This window comes from Bifidobacterium simiiventris (assembly GCF_019331715.1).
Classification (GTDB): Bacteria; Actinomycetota; Actinomycetes; order Actinomycetales; family Bifidobacteriaceae; genus Bifidobacterium; species Bifidobacterium simiiventris.
On record NZ_JAHBBG010000004.1, the window covers coordinates 1 to 22372 of the forward strand.

Genomic DNA, 22372 nt, shown 5'->3' on the forward strand with positions numbered 1-22372 from the left:
GACTCCACTTTCCAAGGAGACTGAAGCTGCAACGCGGCGGTGAACAGACAAGAGGTATCCATGCCTCCAACCTACCCGACCGGCATCACCTCACACCCAAACCACCCACCACAAACAGCGAATAGCCGCAAAATTCGGCACTTTGGGTCCACGCGAACTGGAAATCGCCGCACTGGTCGCCGAAGGATTGGACAACACGGAAATCGCCGGCCGGCTCTGCATCCAACCCGATTCCGTAAAGAAAACCGTCACCCGCATCCTCGCCAAACTCAATGCACGCAGCCGCGTCAACATCGCCGTCCTGTGGTACAAGGCCGGAATGGACGGCATGTAACACCGTCAGCACTCACATCCAATCGAACGCATGTGCGAGATCCGCGCTACAGTGACAGTATGCTTGACCATCTGACGCTTACGGTGCGCGACATCGACCGCAGCATCGCGTTCTACACGAAGGCGCTCGCGCCGCTCGGATACTTCGCCAAAGCCCACCACGAACCCACCATCGGATTCGGACTCGACGACGGCACGCCCCACTCCGACTTCTACGTGTCGCCCATGGACGAGCCGACCGCCGCAACTCGACCGGACGACGCCACGGCCGCCGATCAAATCGCAACAGACGCGACGCCAGCCTGTCCGGTCACCCACATCGCGTTCCTCGCCGACAGTCCCGCCGCCGTCCGCGCATTCCATACGGCCGCGCTCGCCGCCGGAGGACAAGACAACGGCGCACCCGGGCCGCGCGCCTACCATCCCGGATACTATGCGGCATTCGTCCTCGACCCGGACGGCAACAACATCGAGGCCGTCACCGACTGGAGCGGCTGGCCCAGCGCAACGAACGACAAGCACAACCAGAAACACGAAAACCAGGAAACGAGACGATCATGACGCAACTCCTCATCGGATCGCATCTGTCCACCAGCGGCGGCTGGAACAAACTCATCGAACGATCCCACAATGAAGGCGGCACCACGTTCGCGTTCTTCCCACGCTCGCCATACGGCAAAAAATCCACATCCCTCACCACCGACGGCGCGACCGACTTCGCACGCCGACTCGTAGCCGAACACTACGGGCCGCTCGTCGCACACGCCCCATACGTCTACAACCTCGCCGCCAAAGACCAAGCCAAACGCGAATTCGCCATCCACGCGCTCGCCGAAGACCTCGAACTGCTCGCGCCCATCCGCCACGCTGGACAGGAGATCTACCTCAACATCCACCCCGGCTCACACGTCGGACAAGGAGCCGCGGAAGGATGCCGGCTCATCGCCGACGGGCTGAACCACGTATACGACCTGCTCTCCGAAGACGGCGACACGGACGACAGCGTGCCGATCCTGCTTGAAACGATGGCCGGCAAAGGCACCGAATGCGGACGCGACTTCGACCAGCTCGCGACAATCATCGGCCACGTCGACCCCGACCATACGGCTCACCTCGGCGTCACGCTCGACACCTGCCACGTCTACGACGCCGGATACGACCTCCTCAACGATTTCGACGGAGTCCTGCGCCGACTCGACGACGCCATCGGGCTGAACCGCGTCAAAGCCATCCACGCCAACGACTCGCAATACGGCCTCGACTCGCACAAGGACCGCCACGCCAACATCGGCGATGGACAACTCGGCACCACGTTCTTCACGCAACTCGTCAACGACCCACGCATGGCCAGCCTGCCCATGATCCTCGAAACCAAGGAACAGACGGCCACCACGCACCGCGACGAAATCGCACTGCTACGCGGACTGCGCAACGCCTGACCGAACCGATCAGACCGACCGTTTACTCGGCCCGATCGGGCGATCCCTCACGATGGAACACCAGAATCCCCTTGGCCGAATTCGTCACCGAAAACGACACCAGCCGCCAACCCTGCGACTCCATCTCATTCGACTTCGCCTCCACCTGCTGCGCCATACTCGCGGCACGCGGCGCATAACCAACGACGACAGACTTATACATGGCAACCTCCCCGAACCTACAAACAGCCCCCACCATAGTCGGCATATCTTGCCAGCCAGTGACCCTCACATGAACAATCACACACGGCTGCACCACCACGACGCGACTATCATGGACCAGGGAGACCGTGAACGATAACACCCGCACGGTCGCAACCCTTGAACCAAGGAGGTTCACAATGAACACCACCAGCAAACGCGCCGTCGTCACCGGCGCATCCAGCGGCATCGGCGCCGCAAGCGTACGCGCACTCGTCAACGATGGCTGGACCGTCGTCGCCCTCGCACGACGCGAGGCAAAACTCAAGGCGCTCGCCGACGAACTCGGCGACAAGGTCAGCTACGAGGTGTGCGACATCACCGACGAGGCGAGCACGCAGGCGGCCGTGGACAAGGTGCTGGCCGGCGGGCCGGTCAAGGCGCTCGTCAACTGCGCGGGTGCGGCGTTCGGCAAGGATCCGGTAGCCACCGCGAACCTCGACGACTGGCGTAACATGTACGAGCTGAACGTGATCGGCACGCTGCGCATCACGCAAAAGCTTCTGCCGGCGCTCAAACAGGCGCCCGGCGGCGGCACCGTGCTCGTCATCTCCTCGACGGCCGGCATCGAACCGTACGAGGGCGGCGCCGGATACTGCGCCTCGAAGTTCGCGGAAAAGGTGATGGCACGCGTGCTGCGCCTTGAGCAGATCGGCGAGCCGGTGCGCGTGATCGACATCGCCCCGGGCATGGTGCACACCGACGAGTTCTCGCTCAAGCGCTTCGGCGGCGACGAGGCGAAGGCCGCGGCCGTGTACGCCGGCGTGCCAGATCCGCTCACGGCCGAGGACATCGCCGAATGCGTGCGCTGGGCGCTCGGCCAGCCCGACACGGTCGACATCGACTCCATCGTCGTGCGTCCGCGCGCCGAAGGCTCCTACACCAAGGTGTACCGCGAACGGTGACGCATGCGGCATGACGGGTACACCGGACGACGGGGACGGCCGATCGCCCAGAATGTAGGACGACGGAGGCGCCCGCCGCGTCCGGTGCCCTAGAGTGACGCATGATCGACCACAGACAAAGGGAGGATCATGTCGGTATTGGACGAATTGGTGGCGGGCGCGCTGGAGGACCAGCAGACCCGCGAGCGCACCGTGTCGCTTGAAGATGTGAGGAAGGCCGCCTTGGCGGCCCCGGCGCCGATCGATGCGAAGCGATGGCTCAAGCGCGCCGACGGCATCCCGGTGATCGCCGAAATCAAGCGCGCCTCCCCGTCCAAGGGCCATCTGAGCGACATCCCGGATCCGGCCACGCTGGCCCGCGAATACGAGGCTGGCGGCGCGAGCGCGATCTCCGTGCTCACCGAAGGCCGCCGGTTCCTCGGCTCGCTCGACGATCTCGACAAGGTACGCGCCGCCGTGCACATCCCGGTGCTGCGCAAGGACTTCATCGTCACCGACTACCAGATCTATGAGGCGCGCGCCCACGGCGCCGATCTCGTGCTGCTCATCGTCGCCGCGCTCGACGACGCGACACTGAAGCACCTGCTCGGCCTGGCACACGAGCTGGACATGACCGCACTCGTCGAGACACACACCCGCGAGGAGATCGAACGCGCGATCGCGGCCGGCGCGAAGGTGATCGGCATCAACGCGCGCAACCTCAAGGATCTCAAGGTCGACGTGAACAAATACAACGAGCTGGCGGCGAACCTGCCCGACGACGTGATCCGGGTCGCCGAATCCGGCGTGTTCGGCGCGGTGGAGGTCGAGGACTACGGCCGGGCCGGCGCGGACGCCGTGCTGGTGGGCGAGGGCGTGGCCACGGCCGCCGATCATGAACTTGCAGTGGAACGACTAGTAAAGGCAGGAGCAAGAGTGAAAGCATCCGAAACCACCCCGTTAAGCGAGCACCAGGGACCGTACTGGGGCCAGTTCGGCGGCCGGTACGTGCCCGAGGCGCTCATCACCGCGCTGGACGAGCTCGAACGCGTCTACGATGAGGCCAAGGCCGACCCCGAATTCCACAAGGAATTCATGACGCTGCAGCAGCGCTACGTCGGCCGTCCGTCGCCGCTCACGGAGGCGCCGCGCTTCGCCGAATTGGTCAAGTCCAAGACCGGCCTTGATGCACGCATCTTCCTCAAGCGCGAGGACCTCAACCACACCGGCGCGCACAAGATCAACAACGCGCTCGGCCAGGCGCTGCTCGTCAAGCGCATGGGCAAGACGCGCGTGATCGCCGAGACCGGAGCCGGCCAGCACGGCGTGGCCACCGCGACCGTGTGCGCAATGCTCGGCCTCAAGTGCCGCATCTACATGGGCCAGATCGACGCCCGACGCCAGGCGCTCAACGTCGCCCGCATGCGCATGCTCGGCGCCGAGGTCGTGGAGGTCACGCTCGGCGACCGCATTTTGAAGGACGCGATCAACGAGGCGCTGCGCGACTGGGTCACCAACGTCAAGGACACGCACTACCTGCTCGGCACGGTCGCCGGCCCGCACCCGTTCCCGGCGATGGTGCGCGACTTCCAGAAGATCATCGGCGAGGAGGCCAAGGAACAGCTCAAGGACTGGTACGGCATCGACCACCCGGACGCGATCTGCGCGTGCGTCGGCGGCGGCTCGAACGCGATCGGCATCATGAACGCGTTCCTCGACGACGAACGTGTCAACCTCTACGGCTACGAGGCGGGGGGCAACGGCCCCGAATCCGGACGTCACGCGATCCGCTTCGCTCCCGGCACCGGCCAGCTCGGCATGTTCCAGGGCGCCAAGAGCTACCTGCTGGAAACCGACGAGGGCCAGACGCTCGACACGTATTCGATCTCGGCCGGCCTCGACTACGCGTCCGTCGGCCCGGAACACGCGTGGCTCAAGGACATCGGCCGCGTGAACTACAGCTGGGCGACCGACGACGAGGCGATGAACGCGTTCCGCGACCTGAGCCAGACCGAGGGCATCATCCCTGCCATCGAAAGCTCGCATGCGGTCGCCGGCGCATACAAGGCCGCCGCCGATCTCAAAGCGAAGGGATACGACAAGGCCGTGATGATCATCAACATCTCCGGTCGTGGAGACAAGGACATGGCGACGGCCGGCAAGTGGTTCGGTTATCTGACCGACGAGCAGGCGGCCGCGCTCGACGTGACCGGCGCGCACGGCGACACCGTGGCCTGAGGAACGAGGGGAGAATCGATTATGACGAACACAGCAACCACGCCGTCGGGCCAGCCCCTCGGCATCAGCCACAAGCCCAGCCGCACCGAGGCGATGTTCGACGCGTTCAAGGCGGAGAACAAGCCCGCGTTCATCGGCTACCTGCCGTACGGCTTTCCGAACCCGGACGTCTCGCTCGACGCGCTGCGCACGATGGTCGAGCACGGCGTCGACGCGGTCGAGATCGGCCTGCCGTACTCCGACCCGGTGATGGACGGCCCGGTCATCCAGGCCGCCAGCCAGATCGCCCTGAACAACGGCGAAAGCATCCATGGCGTGTTCAAGGCCGTCGAAACCGTGGCGAACGCGGGCGGTGTGCCGCTCATCATGAGCTACTGGAACCTCATCTACCACTACGGCGTCGAACGCTTCGCCCGTGACTTCGAGAACGCCGGCGGCGCCGGATTGATCACCCCGGACCTCATCCCGGACGAGGCGGGGGAGTGGATCGAGGCGTCCGACCGTCACGGCCTCGACCGCATCTTCCTCGTGTCGCCTGATTCGGCCGACGAACGACTCGCCGTCGTGTCGAAGAACGCACGAGGCTTCGTGTATGCGGCCGCCCGCATGGGCGTGACCGGCGAACGCGCTTCCATCGACGCGTCCCCGGAGACGCTGGTCGAGCGCACCCGCAAGGCCGGCGCGAAGAACGTGTGCGTCGGCATCGGCGTGTCCACACCCGAGCAGGGAGCGAAGGTCGGCGCGTACGCCGACGGCGTGATCGTCGGATCCGCGCTCGTGCACACGCTGCTGAACGACGACGACCGGACCGCGAAGGACCCGGCCGAAGGGCTCAAGGATCTCGCAGCCAAGACCGAATCGCTCGCCGACGGCATCCACAACGCGCGCTAGGGCGCGACGGGTCCGTGGTCTCGGCTGGAACCGGTCCCCAAAGCCACCGGTTCCGGCCGAACTGCGGTAGGCTGGCAGAGGCAATCCAAAAGTAGAGAGGCGAGCATTCCACGATGAACCTGGCTTATATTCCATCACCGACGTTCTCATACTTCCAGATCGGACCGGTGACCATCCGCATGTACGCGATCTGCATCCTGATCGGCATCTGCGCGGCCGTCGCGATCCTGACGACACGTTGGAAGCGCGTCGGTGGCACCTTCGACCAGGTACTCGACACCACACTCGTCGCCGTGCCGAGCGGACTCGTCGGCGCGCGCCTCTACCACTGCATCACCACGCCCGACCAGTACTTTCCGCCCACCGGCAGCCTCGTCAACATCCTCAAGGTGTGGGAGGGCGGCATGGCGATCTTCGGCGGCATCTCCGTCGGCGCGCTGGCCGCATTCCTGTGGTGCCGCCACAAGCGCTACCCGTTCGCACTGCTCGCCGACGCACTCGCCCCGGGGCTCATGGTCGCGCAAGCCATCGGACGCCTCGGCAACTGGTTCAACCAGGAGCTGTACGGCAAACCGACCACCCTGCCGTGGGGGCTCAAGCTCAACGACGCCGACGCGATCGGCAAAACCGAGATCTGCTACGACGGCCAGGCATGCCCGACCGGCACGCTGTTCCACCCGACGTTCCTGTACGAGATGATCTGGAACCTCATCGGCGCGGCCATCATCGTATGGCTCGGACACAAGTTATGGGGAGTGCTCAAGGCCGGACAGCAGTTCGCCATGTACCTCATGTGGTACGGACTCGGACGCACCTGGATCGAAATGATCCGCATCAACTACTCGACGATCATCCTCGGCCTGCGCATCAACGTGTGGACCGCGATCCTGTGCTTCATCCTCGGATGTGTCCTGTTCGTCCTGCTCTGGCGCTTCGGCGGCGACAGCGAAGCGCTGTCCCGCAGGCTTACCTCGGTCACGGCCGACGAGCTCGAACGCCAGTCGATCGCCGACGGCGGCAAGCCGAAGACGAACAATCAATGAACAACCGCGACGAACGGCGCCGTACAGGGTCGTTCGTCGCTCAGACTCCATAGAATAGGCAACCATGACTACGATTCAAATCGCTCCCAGCATCCTGTCCGCTGATTTCTGCAACCTCGAGCGCGATCTCAAGGCCATTTCCAATGCCGATCTCGTTCACGTCGATGTGATGGACCACCACTTCGTGCCGAACCTCACCCTTGGCGAGCCGATCGTCGGCCGCATCTGCCAGGTCACCGACCTGCCGGTCGACGTGCACCTCATGATCGAGGACCCGGACCGCTGGGCCCCCGAATATGCCAAGCTCGGCGCCGCGTCCGTCTCCTTCCACATGGGCGCCACCCATGCGCCGGTGCGTCTGGCCCGCCAGCTGCGTGACATGGGCTGCAAGGCCTGCTTCGCCGTGCGCCCGGCCGAGCCGGTCGAACCAATCTTCGACATCCTCGACGAGTTCGACATGGTGCTCGTCATGACCGTCGAGCCCGGCTTCGGCGGCCAGAAGTTCCTCGACAACCAGATGGCCAAGGTGCGTCGCCTTCGTGACGAGATCACTCGTCGCGGCCTCGCCACCAAGATCCAGGTCGACGGCGGCGTGAGCCCGAAGACCGCGCACATCGTGGCCGAGGCCGGCGCCGACGTGCTCGTGGCCGGCTCCGCCGTATACGGCGCCGAGAACCCGGCCCAGGCCATCGACGACATCCGCGCCAAGGCCCAGGCCGCGTTCCGCGCCTGAGTCCACGCACATCAGCCGTATACCCGCATACCAAGGAGACAAGGCATGAAGACCTTCGAATCGTTGTTCGCCGAGCTGAGCGACAAGGCTGCCACCAAGCCGGCCGGATCCCTCACCGTGGACGAGCTGAACAAGGGCACCCACTTCATCGGCAAGAAGATCGTCGAGGAGGCGGGGGAGACGTGGATCGCCGCCGAATACGAGGGCGCCGACCGCACCGCCGAGGAGATGAGCCAGCTCATCTACCATCTGCAGGTGATGATGATCGACCGCGGCATCACGCTCGAAGACGTATACAAGTACCTGTGAAATCGAACCGGGCCGGTTGCCCCGCATCGCCGCACGAGAGCGGATAGCCACCGGCCCAAGGGGAGGAAAATCATGTTGCGAATCGCCGTACCCAACAAGGGCATGCTGTCGGAACCCGCATGGAACATGCTGTCCGAAGCCGGATACCGTCTGCGGTCGAACCCGCGTCAGCTCGTCGTGGAGGATCCGGACAACGACGTCGAACTGTTCTACCTGCGCCCGCTCGACATCGCCGTGTACGTCGGTCGCGGCACGATCGACGTCGGCATCACCGGCCATGACCTGCTGCTGAATTCGGGAACCGAGGCGAAGGAACATATGGAGCTCGGCTTCGGCGCGTCCACGTTCCGTTTCGCCGCCCCGAACGATTCCCCGATCAGCACACTCGAGGACATTCAAGGCAAGCGCGTGGCCACATCCTTCGACAAGCTCGTGCACGACTACCTGGCCGCGCACGGCATCGACGCGGAGACCATCCACCTCGACGGCGCGGTCGAATCGTCCGTGCAACTCGGCGTCGCCGATCTCATCGCCGACGTCGTGTCCACCGGTACGACGCTGCGCAACGCCGGCCTGCGCATCTTCGCCGATCCGATCCTGCACTCCCAGGCGGTACTGATTCGTTCGCCGCGTCTCGATGAGCACGACGAACGTCTGGTCAAGTTGTCCCGTCGTCTGCAAGGCGTGCTCACCGCGCAGCGGTACGTGCTCATGGACTACGACATCCCAGTGTCCAAGGTCGCCGCCGCGGTGGACGTCACCCCCGGTTTCGAAAGCCCGACCATCTCGCCGCTGCACGACAAGCAGTGGGCGGCCGTGCGCGTCATGGTACCCAAGGCGAAGGTCAACCACCTGATGGATCAGCTGTACGAGGTCGGTGCGCGCGGCATCATCGTGACCGCACTGCAGGCTTCGAGAATCTGACGCATCCGCCGCATGTTCGATTTCAAACGCAAGTTCAGCAAGAAATACAGTCCGGAACCCCGTGACATCTACGTCACGGTCCCGAACATGATCAGTCTGCTGCGCATCATCTCGATCCCGATCATCGCGGCGCTGGTCGCGCAGCATCACATGATCGAAGGGCTGGCCGTGCTCGCCGTCTCCGCCATTTCCGACAGTGTGGACGGCATCCTTGCACGAGTGCTCGACCAGGTGAGCAAGGTGGGCCAGATCCTCGACCCGATCGCCGACCGTCTGCTGATCCTGTGCAGTGTGCTCGCGCTCGGCATCGCGGGCATCATCCCTTGGTGGATGATCATCATCGTCGGACTGCGCGACCTGCTCATGGGTGTGCTGGTGCTGGTGCTCGCCCAGCACGACTATGGCCCGCTGCCGGTCAATTTTGTCGGCAAAACCGGTACTGCGATGCTCATGATCTCCATCACCGCGCTCATTTTCTGCGACATCTGGACCAACCCGATGGTCGATCTGCTGCATCTGGCCGCGTTGGCCGCCGGCATCTGGGGTGTCGGACTGTACTGGCTTGCAGGATACATTTACCTGCGTCAGGGCATCCGTCTGATACGCGTCGCGGACACCGCCGGCACCGCAGTCCGCGTGCGCGACGAGGTCGACTGACCCATGACCGACGTGATGCAGCAGGAGCCGGAAACGTTCGATTCCGCAGAGACGGAACGCTCCGAACCAGAAGAGCGCCCCGTCTCGTTTCCCGTACCGGTCGACGCCGCCTCGATGCATCGCAGGGCGGTGTTCTCCAGCTCGGTGTCCGCGATCGCGTCGCATCACGCCTCGCTGCCCCTTGATGTCGGACAGGCGTCCCGTCGGCACCGCCGCAAGGCGCACGACGGCTCATTGCAGTTATTGGATGATTTGACGAACCGTCCGATGGATCCTCTGTTCTCGGACTCCCGTCTTGCCTCACGCCGCAAGACGCCCACGTGGGAGGTCTGGCTCACCCGCGTCGTGGTGTTCCTCATCTGCATCGTGGTCGGGTTCTACAGCTGTTTGTTCGTGCAGCAGCTGCACACCGATCCGCGTAAGGAAGTGCGGCAGAACTGGGCCAACGAACTGGAAGGACTGAACACGCGCGTCGACGCGCTCAACGGCGAGGTCGCCAACCTGCAGAGCGAGGTGACCAAGCAGTCGAAACAGCTGGGCGATGTATCGCAAAACGACACGCTCACCCAGGACGAAATGGTCAACGGACTGTCCAAGGTCAGCGGCGAAGGCATCGTGCTCACGATCGCCAACCCCCTGGCGACCGACGACACTTCGGCGAATGGCACCTATCATCGCGACAGCACGGCGTCGCAGATCCGTGTGGTCTCTGACGCCGACCTGCAGCTGCTGGTGTCGCTGCTGTGGCAGTCGGGAGCCGAGGCCATCTCCATCAACGGGTTCCGCATCGGCGTGCAGACCTCGATCCGCACGGCCGGTCAGACGATCATGGTGGGGGTCAACCCGGTGCAAAGCCCGTACCGGATCGAGGCCATCGGTGACAGGAATGCCCTCGCCGAGGCGCTTGGCTCGTCCCAGCAGCCGAAACTCTACGAATCATTCGCCAAAGCGGGCATCTATCCGCAGGTTTCGAAGTCCAGATCGCTTACACTGGAAGCGGCATCTTTAGGCAATCTTTCCTATATGAGAAAGGACGAATGACGATGGCAGCGGTGTTGGGATTGATCATTGGCGTGGTCGTCGGCCTGTTCGTCAAACCCGATATTCCGGTCGTACTGCAGCCGTATCTGCCGATCATGGTGGTCGCCGCGCTGGATGCGCTGCTTGGCGCGGCCCGCGCATATTTCGAACGGAGCTTCTCCGACAAAGTGTTCGTGATCTCGTTCATCTCCAATGTGGTCACGGCGACGTTGCTCGTGTTCCTCGGCAACCAGCTTGGCGTCGGCTCGCAGCTGCAGACCGCCGTCATCGTCGTGCTCGGCATCCGCATCTTCTCCAACGTATCGGCGATCCGCCGGTTCATCTTCAAGGGCTGAGCCATGGCACGACGCAAACGTCATCCGCAGGACATGCTGACCAGGTTGCACCTCCAGCATGCGCAGGACAAGGCAAACGACCATACCGAAACCGGCTCGTTCCCGGTCGTGCGCAAACGCAGAGGAGGGAAGCGTTCGCTCAACGCGAACGCGACACGCATGCGGCTGGTTACCAGCCTGCTCATAGCGGTCATGTGCGCGTTGCTGTCGTTCGCCTACATGATCCAGATCAACAACACGAAATCCACGTACGAGACGATGAGCGAGGACGAACTGGTGCGTCTGATCAACGAGACCAGCAATCAGGTGCAGAGCCTCGAACAGCGCAAAAGCGAACTGACCAGCCAGCTCAATTCGCTCAAGGCCACGGCCGACAAGCAGGCCGCCGCCCAAAAGATCGCCAAGCAGAACGAGGAGACGAACGGTATCCTTTCCGGCCGACTCGCCGCGAAGGGCGAAGGCGTGATCATCCACATCACCAAGGGATCCAAGGCCAATGTGGACGCGTCAACGATGTTCACGCTCCTCGAGGAGCTGCGCAACGCCGGAGCCGAGGTGATCGCCATCAACACGGTGCGCGTGGTCACGTCCACCTACATTAGCGAAACGACTGACGGCACGTTGATCTGCGACGGCGAAACGCTGGACACGCCGTATGTGGTCAAGGCGATCGGCGATCCTCAGGCGCTGGCGAATGCCGTGAACATCGCCGGCGGCGTCGGCTCCCGACTCAAGGTGAAGTACGGTGCGGACGTGTCCGTATCCACCGAAGACGAGGTAAAAATCGACGAAACGCGACAGGCGCGGCAATATCAGTACGCAACGCCGATCGAATAGGTACAATGGAGCATTATGACGAATCCGATTCCTACCGCAGGCGAAACGACCATCATCGGCCTGCCTGCCATCACCATCCCGATCACGACCACCGGCGATCGTCCGCTGACCCAGGAGGATCTCGACACGATCGCGCGTCTGTCCGAGGGCACGGCGTTGCTCGTGTCCACCCGCGGCGCGGTGTCCGGTTCCAGATACCTGCTGGACGAGGATGAAATCACGGTCGGCCGTGACCCTCGCGCGGATATCCTGCTCGACGATTCGACCGTGTCACGCTCGCATGCGGTGTTCCGCCGCACCGGGAACACGTTCGAGGTCGTCGACGCGGGCAGCCTGAACGGCACGTACGTGAACCGCCAACGGGTGGATCGTGCGACGCTGCGCAACGGCGACGAGATCATGATCGGCAAGTTCCGTCTGGTGTTCTTCACCAAGTCCGCCGTGATCGCCTGATTCACGGTGACGAGCATCCCCGTGTCCTGACGGTGACGGAGGAGTCCTGCAGAAGGGAGCTGTGCCATGAGCGTGCGGCAGGCCATCCAAGGTGAGCTGTTCACCGCGGGGGAGGAGCAGGACGCCAAGCGTGGCTACAGGGGCACTGTCGCGTCGAAGGTCGCCGGCATCACGTATCGGCAGTTGGATTACTGGGCGCGCAAGCAGATCGTCGAGCCCTCGATCACTCCGTCGCACGGTTCCGGTTCGAGACGCCTGTACTCCTTCAAGGACGTGTTGATCCTTGCCGTCTCCAAGCGTCTGCTGGATGCCGGAGTGAACCTGCAGAACGTGACGGCCGCGATCGGGTTCCTCGCCCAGCGGACCGCCGGACAGCTCGAGCACATCACGATCATGTGCGACGGGCAGCACGTTCATGAATGCACGACCAGCGAGCAGATGCTCGACCTGCTGCAAAGCGGCAAGGCCGTCTTTGCCGTATCGGTCAGCTCATTGTGGTACCAGATCGAAAAGGCGCTGGAAAACGAGGATTACGTCGATCTGGACAAGACTCCGATGACCATCGTGACGGGACGTCCGATCGACGAGCTCACCGCGATGCGCATGCGTAAGAAAATCGCCGAGAACAAAGCCCGACGTCAGGAAGCCGCATAACTGCCCGCATGTGGCATCATCGTGCAATTGCTGCGACTGTGCTGAAACGACGAACTGAACAGGGGCGGGGAGAAGGACTGTATGATCGATCTGCTGCCGTTGCTGCTGTGGCTGTTTTCGCTGTGCTGGTCCGCGGCGGTATGCGTGATATGCGTGGTGCGAGGCCATCTGTTCGCCGGCGGTCATCCTGAGGTCGAGCCGGTCAGCTGGACCGTGATCTACGCACAGGTATGTTCCGTGGTGCTGTGCGCCGTGCCATTTCTAGCGCTGATGCTGCTGCAGCACGACATCGACGCCGTTATGCTGGCTTGGTACGACCGCTATCAGATCGTCGGTGCGATAGTCGCCATCATCCCGGTGATCGCCGAATGGGTGCTGATGTTCATGCAATCCAAACGCGCCGAGCGCACGCAGATCGACCGCATACTACATGCCAAGCGATGATCGCACATTCCTGTATGAGAATTTTTCCATATGCGGCGTCGTCTCCGGCAAACCCACCAAGGTAAGCCAGCGAAGCGAAGCTTGCCAAAGACGAGCGGTTATGTCAGCAAGACGCAACGCCCAGTGACGTCTCGCGACATAACCGTGAGACGTTATGTCCGATTGCTGCGCAATCTGACATAACGTACATTATCGGATAATATGATGCTGTCGTGTCCGTACGTCTCCGCGCATATTCGTCCCGGGCCTACGGTCTTCTGACACTGCGGAAACGGCCGTAAGCCCGGGATCAATCATTGAAAAACCCGCTCAGCCGAAGTAATCCTCGACCGCGCCTGACAGTTCGGCCACGGTATCGAGGATCCGGTAGCAACCGTGCTGCGCGAGTTCGCCGGGTTCCGAATAACCCCAGCCGCAACCGAGGCAATCCAGACCACATGCCGAGGCGCCGTCCGCGTCGGTCCAACGGTCGCCGACCATCAGCGCGCGGTCACCTGCCGCGGCATCGAATCCGATGCGATCGAACGCATACCGGATCACCTGATCCTTGTCGAGGCGCGAATTGTCGCGGCTGGCCCCGTACACGCCGTCGACCATGCCGGTCAGGCCGAAATGATCGCAGATCGGCACGGCCTGATACTCGGGCTTGCAGGTGGCGATGGCGAGATAATATCCGGCCTTGCGCAACGTAGCCAGCTGCTTGGGAATGCCGTCGTACACGCGGTTGTACAGGCGTCCCGGCACCAGATGCCCAGGATCGTTCGGATCGTCGAACACGGCCTTGTCGGCGTAGTATTCGCGGTAGATACGCACGGCCTCATCCAGTTTGCCGTCAGGGATATGGTTGCGCTTGAACGATTCAATAATGGCCGGGCCGATGAACCGGTGTAGCTCGGCGTCGTCCGGCACTGGCAGTCCCAGTGCCTCGAACGCCTTGACGACGCAGGCGATGATGCCGAAATGTGACTGCGTGAGCGTGCCGTCCAGATCGAGCAGCACAACGTTCAGCGGATGGTTCTGGGTCATGGTCATCTCTCCCCTGTGTTCGGCGGCAAACGCAACGCCGACGATTGCAAACGCATACAATTATGCCCGGCCATCATGACCGGGCATCAGTTCACGTGTTGTTCAGCTTGTGCGGGTCGGCCGCGTCGGCGCACGCGCGATCACTCGTAATCGGGGATCCATCCTTCGCGGTGCATCTGCAGTCGCTTGTCGAGCAGGGCCTTGAGTTCCTCCTCGCTGCGGCGTTCGAGCAGCATGTCCCAGTGGGTGCGGGTCGGCTTGGTGATCTCGTCCGGTTCCTGGTCCCCGTCGCCCTCGCGATGCGCGGTGGCGCCGCAACGGCACTCCCATTCCTCGGGGATCTCCGCACCGTCGGCGAACGGCAGGATCGTACGATGCCCCTTCGGGCAGATGTACGCCACTTCCGTACGCGCCGCGAAATCGACGTTTTCGTCGGATTCCAGCGATTTCGCGCCGATGCTCATGCCTCTGAGACTACGTTCCGCCATGAGTTCCTCCTTATATCACAATCCGTACTACGTTATCGAACAGTTGGGACGGGCGTTCTATTCCCGTTCGGCCTAGTATCGACTGATCGCTGTGATTGTCGGCCGGTCAGTCCACGCCGGAATACGAGACGATGCCGCGGTTGACCTGATCGGCTGCCTCATGTGCGGTGCGGGCCAGTGCCTCGCCTTTCTCGCCCAGCAACGGAGCGGCTGTGGCGATCTGCTGGAGCATATCGGCCAGTCGTTTCGCGTTGCGTACGAAGTCGCCTCCCGTCAATTCGGTGCCGCGCAGGATCGATGCGAGTTCCTCGCCGTCCGCCCATTCGTACATGATGTCGGCGATGCCGAAATCAAGTTGAGCCGGCGCGTCCAGGCTCGCGTCCTCGCATTCGATGCGGATTTCGCCATGGATGCCACGTAGCTCCTGCGCCGCCCATGCGACAGGCCCCTGCGAGCCGCCCGGATAGTAGCGCGGTTCTCCCCCGCCGCCTCGCCGCGCCTCGTAGATCAGCGACGACAATACGGATGCGAGGCACTGCGGCGGCAGCATGTCGAGTGTGCCGGCGCAGATCGCTTGGGCGAGCACCAGATCCTGCTCGCTGTACAGGCGGCGCAGCAGCTGGCCACGTTCGGTCAGCCGGTATCCGAGACGGGTATCCGCCGTCGTATGGCCGGCCGCATTGCCGGTGCCGACTGACGCGGCCGGCGAACCGTCCTCACGTTCGAGATAGCCCAGCCGGTACAGGATGTCACAGATGCGGTCGAACTGACGTGCGACCGATCCGGTGCGTGAATCGTACCGGTCCCGTACCCGTTCTAACTCTCGCGTCTCACGCGCCCAGCGATGTCCCCACTTGAGATGCTGTTGCAAGTCGGGGCAGCTGCGGCATGGATGCTCGCGGTCGGCTTCCTTGAGTTCGGCGATCTGCCGATCCAATTCGCGGAACGCTGCTGACCGCTGCTTGTCGGTGCGGAACGATGTCTGCTTGAGCTTTCGGCGGCCGGCCTTCTCCAGATCAGACAGTTTCATGCGGATCGTCATGAAGTCCTTGAAATCGCCGTGATCGCATATGAACGCCTGCTCGTAACCTGCAAGGGCCTTCTCGAGCGTGTCGATCTGCGATTCGAGTTGCCACGCAGACTCGTTGGCCTCCCACTGTGCGAACGAATGGTCGAGCGTGACGCGTGCCGTCTCGTAATCGCTGGAATTGAGCAGGTTGACGGCCATGTTGAACGTCGGACGGAAACTCGAATGCAGCGGGTAGACGCGCTTGCTGGACAGTGCGGCGGCCGTGGCCGGAATGAACCCGCGATGATCCACAACGATGGCATGCCCGATGGTGTCGATGCCTCGGCGCCCCGCGCGACCGGTCAGCTGGGTGAACTCCCCCGGCGTAAGCTGCACGTGCCCGGTTCCGTCGAATTTTTCGAGCTTTTCAACCACCACACAGCGTGCCGGCATGTTGATGCCGAGCGCCAGCGTTTCGGTGGCGAACACCATTTTGATCAGACCTTCTTCGAACAGTCGTTCGACGATCTGGCGGAACAAGGCGATCATGCCTGCGTGATGCGAGGCGAAACCCTCCTCGAGCGCGAATCGGAACTTCGAGAAGCCGAGCGCCTTGAGATCGGTTTGCGACAACTGGCCTTCGACCATTTCGTCGACGATGCGGCGAATACGGCGCACCTCATCCTCGGTGGTCAGCTCCAGTCCGGCGTTGATGCACTGTTCGACCGCCTGGTCGCAGCCGTTGCGTGAGAAGATGAAGTAGATGCCGGGCAGCATATCGAGATAGTTGAGCTCGTCGACGACCGCCCAACGTTTGGGCGTATGCCGTTCCGGCTTGCCACGCTCCGGTTTGCCGTTCGCGCCGCCACGCCCACGGCCGTTCTTGCCGCCGCGTTTGGACGGGCGCTCCTCGCCGCGTCGGCGTGCGGCCCTGCGATCGAGCTGGTCGAGGCGGTTGACGAGTTCGGCGTTGAGCTTGGTGGTCTGCCGGCCGTATTCGTCATGCTGGTAGAGGTCGATGAGTTCCGGTTCGGTATGGTCGTCCGCCTGCACCAGCACATGCTGTTCGAGCGGCACCGGACGCGTTTCGGAGACGACCAGCGTCGTCTCGCCACGCACGGAGGTGATCCACTGCGAGAAATCCTCGACGTTCGACACGGTGGCCGACAGTCCAATGATACGCACGGACTGCGGCAGGTGGATGATGACCTCCTCCCACACCGGTCCGCGGAACCGGTCGGCGAGGTAGTGCACTTCGTCGAGGATCACGTAGCCGAGCGCGGTGAGCGTGGTCGAATGCTCGTAGAGCATGTTGCGCAGCACTTCCGTGGTCATGACCACGATGTCGGCCTCGGAGTTGATGGAGGTGTCGCCGGTGAGCAGGCCTACCTTGTCGGATCCGTACACGGCCACGAGGTCGTGGTACTTCTGGTTGCTCAGCGCCTTGATCGGCGTGGTGTAGAACGCTTTGACATTGCGTTCCTGCGCCAGATACATGGCGAAATCGGCAACGACGGTCTTGCCTGCGCCGGTCGGTGCGGCGACGAGCACGTTGCGGCCGGCCTCCAATGCCTCGTTTGCCTCACGCTGGAACTCGTCGATTTCGAATGGCAATGTCGCCGCGAATCTTGCGGCCAACGACCGAGCCTGAGCCTTGGTCTTCTGGAAGGCGGCATAGCGTTGCGACGGAGACGGAGAAACCGTGGAATCGGTACGGGAATTGCGATGATGACGCGGCATGATCCTACTTGCTGTTCCATTCCGCCCATTGGCGGATATGACGTTCGCGCTTGGCGGCCTGTCGTTCGACGACTTCGGCATGTGCGGTGGCATACCGGTCGGCGACATCGGCCAACGGTTCGGCGAAGGACGGTGTCTGCATGGTCTCGGCTGTCGATTCCGGCTCCTGCATCGCGTTTAGCAATTCGCCGATACGCGCGCCGACGCCACTGACGTTACGAATGCCGCGCATCGCATGGATGACGGCATAAGCCACGCCGGCGACGATCATGGCGATCATGAACAGTGCCAACAGCAGCCATATCCACCACGGCATGGTTCCCCTCCTTCACCTGTCCGCTACGCGGTTTCCGATACGACTACTCGCCGGATTCTTCGCTGTCGTGTTGGCTGACGCTGAGCTCACGCTGTGCACGGGCCACGATCATCGTGCGTAACGTCTCAGGGGCCACTGCGGTGATGTGACGGGCGTGCGCGATGCAGAACGCCACGAACCACGAGTCGGACGACACGGTCAGATGCACCTTCTGCCCGTCGCCGTACGGCTCGACGGTGGCGCCGGACAGCGTCTTGGGGAACGACAGATCCGGCTGATCGGTGATGAACACCGCGGCGGTGCCATTGTCGAAGCTCCACTTGCGCAGTTCATTGACCGGCACATCGGGAATACTGATCGGCTTGGTCGGCTTGACCAGTTCGGCCCGCTCGATGCGGGCGAGACGCAGCACCTGCCAGATGCGCGGCTTGCCGTTCGCCTTGTTGATGCGCGTGTCCTTGACGACCAGATGCTGTTTGTCCTTCGGTGCGACATCCGCGACGTCGGTCCATACGGCCGCATAGTACACGCCCTCATCCACGAAGATCTTCGCAGGGGCGACGAGCTTGCGACGGGTACGGCCCGCGCCGTCCGTGTATTCCATGTCGAGCAGCGAATCGGTGGAGATCGCACGCTTGACCGCGGAGAAGCTGCGCGGCTCAAGCTCGTACCCGGTCAAGCTCAGCCACGGGGTCTCCCCCGGCACGACGTGCGCGTGCAACCGCTCGTACAGCGAACGTGCCTGATCGCGTTGTTCTTCGGGCAGCAGCGGCGAATGCGCCAAGTAGCTCACCGATGCGGTCAGCAAGCTCAGATACTGTGGCGAAATGCCGGCCAGACGCTCCAAACCGAGCGAATTCGTAGCCGAGACGATGCCTTCGGCGTCAAGCAGCGACCAGTCGATGTCGAAGAACTGGCTACCGGCCATCTCCCCGTCATCGGACACGGTGGTGAGCGTGTTGATGTCCTTGTGGATCACGTTCACGAACTTCTTGAGCTCATCCTCGCTCTTCGCCTTGCCGATGAAGCGTTCGGCGAGTTCCGCAAGCGAATATTCCTCGCCAAGATGCGCGGACAGGAACAGCATGAGACGCAGTCGACGATCGACCTCGCTGCCAGTCTGGAACGAGGCGCTCTTCTTCTGGTGCGCCTTCGACAGCTCGGGATCGTCGTCATCATCCGCCCCGGAACGGTCGTGATGGCTGCTGATCGCCGAGGTGACGACGGTCGCGCTGTTGTCACCGGACGATTCGTCGGCGATCGCGAACTGTGTGGCTGCATCAAGACGACGATGGAACGCAGCCACCGCTTCGGGCGGGCTGACCACATAAGCTCCCGGATGCTCGAGCACGAACATCGCCAGATCGTCGGAGTCGGTGTACGCGACGTTGATATGCTCGCCGTCGACGTCCACAGTCGCGGCGAACCGGCGCGAATCGATCACCTTGACCAGTGTCTCGGGAATGGTCTGTGTACCTAGGCCGGGAGCGATCGAATCAAGACCCAGACCTGGGATGGGGGTTTGCGGCACGCGAGGTGTGGTGCGTGAGGCATGTTGCTGCGCCTGCTGCTCCTGCTTGGCCGACGTGGAGGACACGGAGATGGAACGGGCGAGATAGTTCGCCGCAGCCAGCACCGGCAGATCCTCCTGCTCGAAGTGCAGACGGATACGCGGTTCGTCGCCAAGCTGCAGACGGTACGATGCGAAATCCTGACCTTCCGACTTGGACGAATACTCCGGCTGTCGCGATTCGATGGCAATGCCCATAGCCGCCAGTTTGGCACGGTCACGCTGGAATTGCTTGGCGAATGCCGCCTTGGCCGCCTGATCCGCAAGCTCACCATACGAATCCGCGTACGCCTTCACGCGCTGCGCGATCTGACGGGAGGTAAGCCACTGCGGAAACGCGGATGACAACACAGCCAGTACGTCGAGCTCGTGCTTGCCCCACTTGTCGGAAAAACGCCGCCTTCCGTTGGTTCCCTCTGCCATTAGTCCTCACGTATCGTTAACGTTTCGTTATAAGTGCGCGCCGTAACGGCAACACCTCACTCTATATTAGAGGCAATTTATGCAAAAGGCGGCATTTTCGAGAAAAAAACCGCCTTTTTCCTGTCGGCCTACTTTCTCAGACCCCCGATCACACCCAATCGTCCGGCTCGATGCCCTGCGGTCCGACGTATTCGCCGTTCGGTACGTAGCTCGGCTCTCCTTGGTCGGCGAGCTTCGCATCCGAGAACAGGATCACGTCGCGGCCAAACGTCCAGTCGCCGGCGATCGTGACGGAATTGGCCGCTGCTAGGGAAGGCACTCCGTAGGGGAACCGCTCGTCGAAATCGGCGATGGTCTTGTAGTAGCGCGGATCCAACGTGACGTTTGGGAAGATGTAGTTGCCGTCCTCCATCTCATACGAGTCCGTCAGATGGAATCGGTCGGAACGCATGATGAACAGGTCGTCGGTGGTCTTGACCGGCAGGAAGCGCATGCGGTCGACCTGCACGCAGATCGCGCCGTCGAACAGGCTTACCGCCGCGCCCATCGCGGTCTCGAGCTGGATGACGGGGGTCGAGTCGGGATCGGTCGGATCGACGGTCTTGTGATTGCGGATCACCGGCAGCGGCAGCACGCCGTTGTATTCGGCGAGCTTGGCCTTGAGCGCATCCACGCGGATCCACAGGCTGTTCGTGTTGAAGTACGGGTGTTTGCGGATGTCCTGGGCCGCGGCCTTGTCGTCGGGATGCACCTGGCTCATCTCACGCAGCACGAGACGTCCGGTGGCCTTGTCTCGCACGATGTGACCGCCCTTGCGGTCGGCGTAGGTTCGTGTGGCGACCTCGACCATGAACGGTGCGCCGGTGTTTTCGAAATGCTGGGCCAGGGTGCGTGACGGCCGGGCGCCCAGATTGTCGGAGTTCGAGATGAACAGGTACTTGAAACCGTGCTCCTCGAGCTTGTCGAGCAGACCCGACTCCCAGATCGTGGAGAACAGGTCGCCGTGCCCCGGCGGGCACCATTCAAGCTCCGGGTTTTCGGGGAACGAGACCGGCTCTCCGGTCGCGGCCACGATCTTCGGCTCCTGATGCTGCACGATCTCCACCGGGATGTCGTCCTGGTGGAACTTGCGGTTGCGGTGGATCACCTTCATGGTGTCGGCCGACGTACGGAACGAGTTCATGAGCGTCAGGGGCAGCTGAACGCCCAGGCGTGCGCGGGTGGTGAGCACCTGGCCGAGGATGATGTCGATGAAGCGCACCTGCTTGGCCTTGTGTCGGCGCACCGGCAGCAACGACTTGGCACATTCGAGGCCCATGGAGGTGCCGAGGCCGCCGTTGAGCTTGAGGAAGGCGGTCTTCGAAAACGCGTCCACCGCCTTGTCGTGGTCGATGGTCTCATAGACGTCGTGGAAGCTGGGTACGCCGGTCAGCGGCTCCACATCGGATTCGCGGATCCAGCTGCTGGCCTCCTCGTTGCGCCATACGTCGTACAGTCGCTTGAACTGCGAGATCGCCACATCGCTCATGCCCTTGGCATGCATCTTCTCTGCAGAGAGATCGAACACGTCGGTCACTGCGCATCCTTTCGGAAAACGAACAAAACTGATGAACAGTCTAGCCGAAAATCGTCTGACGGTCACACATGGATAAGGGGGTGTTCGTAAACAATTGGTGAACGCGACGGCACGCTGCGTGTCGCGCCATGCCGCAACGCGCGCGTGTCGATGTGCCAGTGTCTTTTGTCAAAGCTTGCCGTATGCTGGAAAAATGTTTATGACAACCTTGGCATAGACAGAGATAGCACAACGACGTGAGAATGGAAGGTTATATGGCAGGTCGTCATAACGTGAATATCGACGAACATCATTATTTTGATTTATTTGAAGCCGTTTCCGGTAAATGGTCGGTGCTGGTCATCGAACTGTTGCGAGCAAGGCCTCTGACATTCAAGGAAATATGCGAACGTTTGCGTTCCATGCCCGAGAGTGAGGCGAGAAACACGTTGACACGATTGCAACGAGCGGGAGTGGTGGCCATTCGGGCGAACAGTTGCATGCGTACGAACGCCCAATACATGCTGACTGATGTCGGCAAAAGCGCGTTGCCGCATGTCGCCGCACTGCATTTGTGGGCCAAAGCCAATTACGAGTACGCCGTGATATACGCCGATGCCGCCCGCTGCGCGCAGCGTTACATCCTGATCCACAGGCAGGTCATCGGGTATGAAGAGCAGCCGGACGCCGACACACTGGAGCGCGAGGAGACCGAGGAACAGTGTGATTCTTCCGCGAACCAGGAATGCGCGGACGCCGAGGAATGAGCAGATCCGGCATTGCCCCTTCA

Annotated in this window: 25 protein-coding genes; 18 read left to right on the forward strand and 7 right to left on the reverse strand. The window is 62.4% G+C overall.

The genetic code is table 11. The features are described 5' to 3' along the window. Positions 1 to 142: 142 nt before the first annotated feature. From KIH76_RS05610 to KIH76_RS05620, 3 genes are read left to right on the forward strand one after another with little or no spacing between them, the layout of a single operon-like run. Positions 143 to 334: a response regulator transcription factor gene (locus KIH76_RS05610; protein ID WP_236036854.1), complete on the forward strand. Its 192-nt coding sequence runs from the start codon at positions 143 to 145 to the stop codon at positions 332 to 334. A 59-nt stretch (positions 335 to 393) separates the two neighbouring features. Further along, a complete protein-coding gene (locus tag KIH76_RS05615) occupies positions 394 to 894 on the forward strand; it encodes a VOC family protein (protein WP_214374919.1) in 501 nt (166 codons plus the stop codon). Further along, positions 891 to 1772, forward strand: coding sequence for a deoxyribonuclease IV (locus KIH76_RS05620; RefSeq protein ID WP_214374920.1), 882 nt, complete (start codon positions 891 to 893; stop codon positions 1770 to 1772). Before KIH76_RS05615 ends, KIH76_RS05620 begins: the two co-directional genes overlap by 4 nt. 22 nt (positions 1773 to 1794) lie before the next feature. On the opposite strand, the gene KIH76_RS05625 is transcribed toward KIH76_RS05620, so the two are convergent. Further along, positions 1795 to 1974, reverse strand: a complete 180-nt coding sequence (locus KIH76_RS05625; protein WP_214374921.1) for a hypothetical protein — start codon at positions 1972 to 1974, stop codon at positions 1795 to 1797. A 178-nt stretch (positions 1975 to 2152) separates the two neighbouring features. Between KIH76_RS05625 and KIH76_RS05630 the strand changes: the two genes are divergently transcribed. The 14 genes from KIH76_RS05630 to KIH76_RS05695 all read left to right on the forward strand — a co-directional run bounded on the left by KIH76_RS05630 (position 2153) and on the right by KIH76_RS05695 (position 13455). Next, positions 2153 to 2917, forward strand: a complete 765-nt coding sequence (locus KIH76_RS05630; RefSeq protein ID WP_214374922.1) for an SDR family oxidoreductase — start codon at positions 2153 to 2155, stop codon at positions 2915 to 2917. Positions 2918 to 3046: 129 nt separating this feature from the next. Next, positions 3047 to 5134, forward strand: coding sequence for a bifunctional indole-3-glycerol phosphate synthase/tryptophan synthase subunit beta (locus tag KIH76_RS05635; RefSeq protein WP_219069792.1), 2088 nt, complete (start codon positions 3047 to 3049; stop codon positions 5132 to 5134). A gap of 21 nt (positions 5135 to 5155) precedes the next feature. Beyond that, the gene (trpA, locus tag KIH76_RS05640; RefSeq protein ID WP_214374924.1) at positions 5156 to 6025 is read left to right on the forward strand and encodes a tryptophan synthase subunit alpha; all 870 of its coding nucleotides are present in this window, start codon (positions 5156 to 5158) and stop codon (positions 6023 to 6025) included. 113 nt (positions 6026 to 6138) lie between these two features. Beyond that, the gene (gene lgt / locus KIH76_RS05645) at positions 6139 to 7068 is read left to right on the forward strand and encodes a prolipoprotein diacylglyceryl transferase (protein WP_214374925.1); all 930 of its coding nucleotides are present in this window, start codon (positions 6139 to 6141) and stop codon (positions 7066 to 7068) included. Between the two features lie 64 nt (positions 7069 to 7132). Further along, entirely contained in the window at positions 7133 to 7801 is a 669-nt protein-coding gene (rpe, locus tag KIH76_RS05650) for a ribulose-phosphate 3-epimerase (protein ID WP_214374926.1), read from the forward strand. A 45-nt stretch (positions 7802 to 7846) separates the two neighbouring features. After that, the gene (locus KIH76_RS05655; RefSeq protein WP_214374928.1) at positions 7847 to 8110 is read left to right on the forward strand and encodes a phosphoribosyl-ATP diphosphatase; all 264 of its coding nucleotides are present in this window, start codon (positions 7847 to 7849) and stop codon (positions 8108 to 8110) included. 72 nt (positions 8111 to 8182) lie between these two features. Continuing rightward, complete coding sequence (hisG, locus tag KIH76_RS05660; protein ID WP_214374929.1) at positions 8183 to 9034, forward strand: ATP phosphoribosyltransferase; 852 nt, start codon at positions 8183 to 8185, stop codon at positions 9032 to 9034. Between the two features lie 12 nt (positions 9035 to 9046). After that, positions 9047 to 9691, forward strand: coding sequence for a CDP-alcohol phosphatidyltransferase family protein (locus tag KIH76_RS05665; protein WP_214374931.1), 645 nt, complete (start codon positions 9047 to 9049; stop codon positions 9689 to 9691). Positions 9692 to 9805: 114 nt separating this feature from the next. Next, complete coding sequence (locus tag KIH76_RS05670) at positions 9806 to 10732, forward strand: DUF881 domain-containing protein (protein WP_236036872.1); 927 nt, start codon at positions 9806 to 9808, stop codon at positions 10730 to 10732. Between the two features lie 2 nt (positions 10733 to 10734). Then, complete coding sequence (locus tag KIH76_RS05675) at positions 10735 to 11067, forward strand: small basic family protein (protein ID WP_152357535.1); 333 nt, start codon at positions 10735 to 10737, stop codon at positions 11065 to 11067. Positions 11068 to 11070: 3 nt separating this feature from the next. Then, positions 11071 to 11904, forward strand: a complete 834-nt coding sequence (locus KIH76_RS05680) for a DUF881 domain-containing protein (protein WP_214374932.1) — start codon at positions 11071 to 11073, stop codon at positions 11902 to 11904. A gap of 15 nt (positions 11905 to 11919) precedes the next feature. Beyond that, positions 11920 to 12357 carry an FHA domain-containing protein gene (locus KIH76_RS05685; RefSeq protein WP_214374933.1) on the forward strand — a complete coding sequence of 146 codons (438 nt, stop codon included), beginning with the start codon at positions 11920 to 11922 and terminating at the stop codon, positions 12355 to 12357. Between the two features lie 66 nt (positions 12358 to 12423). After that, positions 12424 to 13011 carry a MerR family transcriptional regulator gene (locus KIH76_RS05690; RefSeq protein ID WP_214374935.1) on the forward strand — a complete coding sequence of 196 codons (588 nt, stop codon included), beginning with the start codon at positions 12424 to 12426 and terminating at the stop codon, positions 13009 to 13011. Between the two features lie 81 nt (positions 13012 to 13092). Then, positions 13093 to 13455, forward strand: coding sequence for a C4-dicarboxylate ABC transporter (locus tag KIH76_RS05695; protein ID WP_214374936.1), 363 nt, complete (start codon positions 13093 to 13095; stop codon positions 13453 to 13455). A 309-nt stretch (positions 13456 to 13764) separates the two neighbouring features. Here KIH76_RS05695 and KIH76_RS05700 read toward each other — a convergent pair whose 3' ends face one another. The 6 genes from KIH76_RS05700 to KIH76_RS05725 all read right to left on the reverse strand — a co-directional run bounded on the left by KIH76_RS05700 (position 13765) and on the right by KIH76_RS05725 (position 21570). Continuing rightward, complete coding sequence (locus KIH76_RS05700) at positions 13765 to 14481, reverse strand: HAD hydrolase-like protein (protein ID WP_214373821.1); 717 nt, start codon at positions 14479 to 14481, stop codon at positions 13765 to 13767. A gap of 140 nt (positions 14482 to 14621) precedes the next feature. Beyond that, entirely contained in the window at positions 14622 to 14969 is a 348-nt protein-coding gene (locus KIH76_RS05705) for an RNA polymerase-binding protein RbpA (protein ID WP_214373820.1), read from the reverse strand. Between the two features lie 106 nt (positions 14970 to 15075). Continuing rightward, the gene (locus KIH76_RS05710; protein WP_219069794.1) at positions 15076 to 17718 is read right to left on the reverse strand and encodes a DEAD/DEAH box helicase; all 2643 of its coding nucleotides are present in this window, start codon (positions 17716 to 17718) and stop codon (positions 15076 to 15078) included. A 4-nt stretch (positions 17719 to 17722) separates the two neighbouring features. Beyond that, positions 17723 to 18034 (reverse strand): hypothetical protein, encoded by a 312-nt coding sequence (locus KIH76_RS05715; protein ID WP_214373818.1) that lies wholly within the window; start codon positions 18032 to 18034, stop codon positions 17723 to 17725. 43 nt (positions 18035 to 18077) lie between these two features. Beyond that, positions 18078 to 20027, reverse strand: a complete 1950-nt coding sequence (locus KIH76_RS05720; RefSeq protein ID WP_219069796.1) for a helix-turn-helix transcriptional regulator — start codon at positions 20025 to 20027, stop codon at positions 18078 to 18080. A 148-nt stretch (positions 20028 to 20175) separates the two neighbouring features. Further along, entirely contained in the window at positions 20176 to 21570 is a 1395-nt protein-coding gene (locus tag KIH76_RS05725) for a UTP--glucose-1-phosphate uridylyltransferase (protein WP_219069894.1), read from the reverse strand. Between the two features lie 287 nt (positions 21571 to 21857). On the opposite strand from KIH76_RS05725, the gene KIH76_RS05730 reads away from it, so the two are divergent. Next, complete coding sequence (locus KIH76_RS05730; RefSeq protein WP_214373816.1) at positions 21858 to 22349, forward strand: winged helix-turn-helix transcriptional regulator; 492 nt, start codon at positions 21858 to 21860, stop codon at positions 22347 to 22349. Positions 22350 to 22372: the final 23 nt, after the last annotated feature.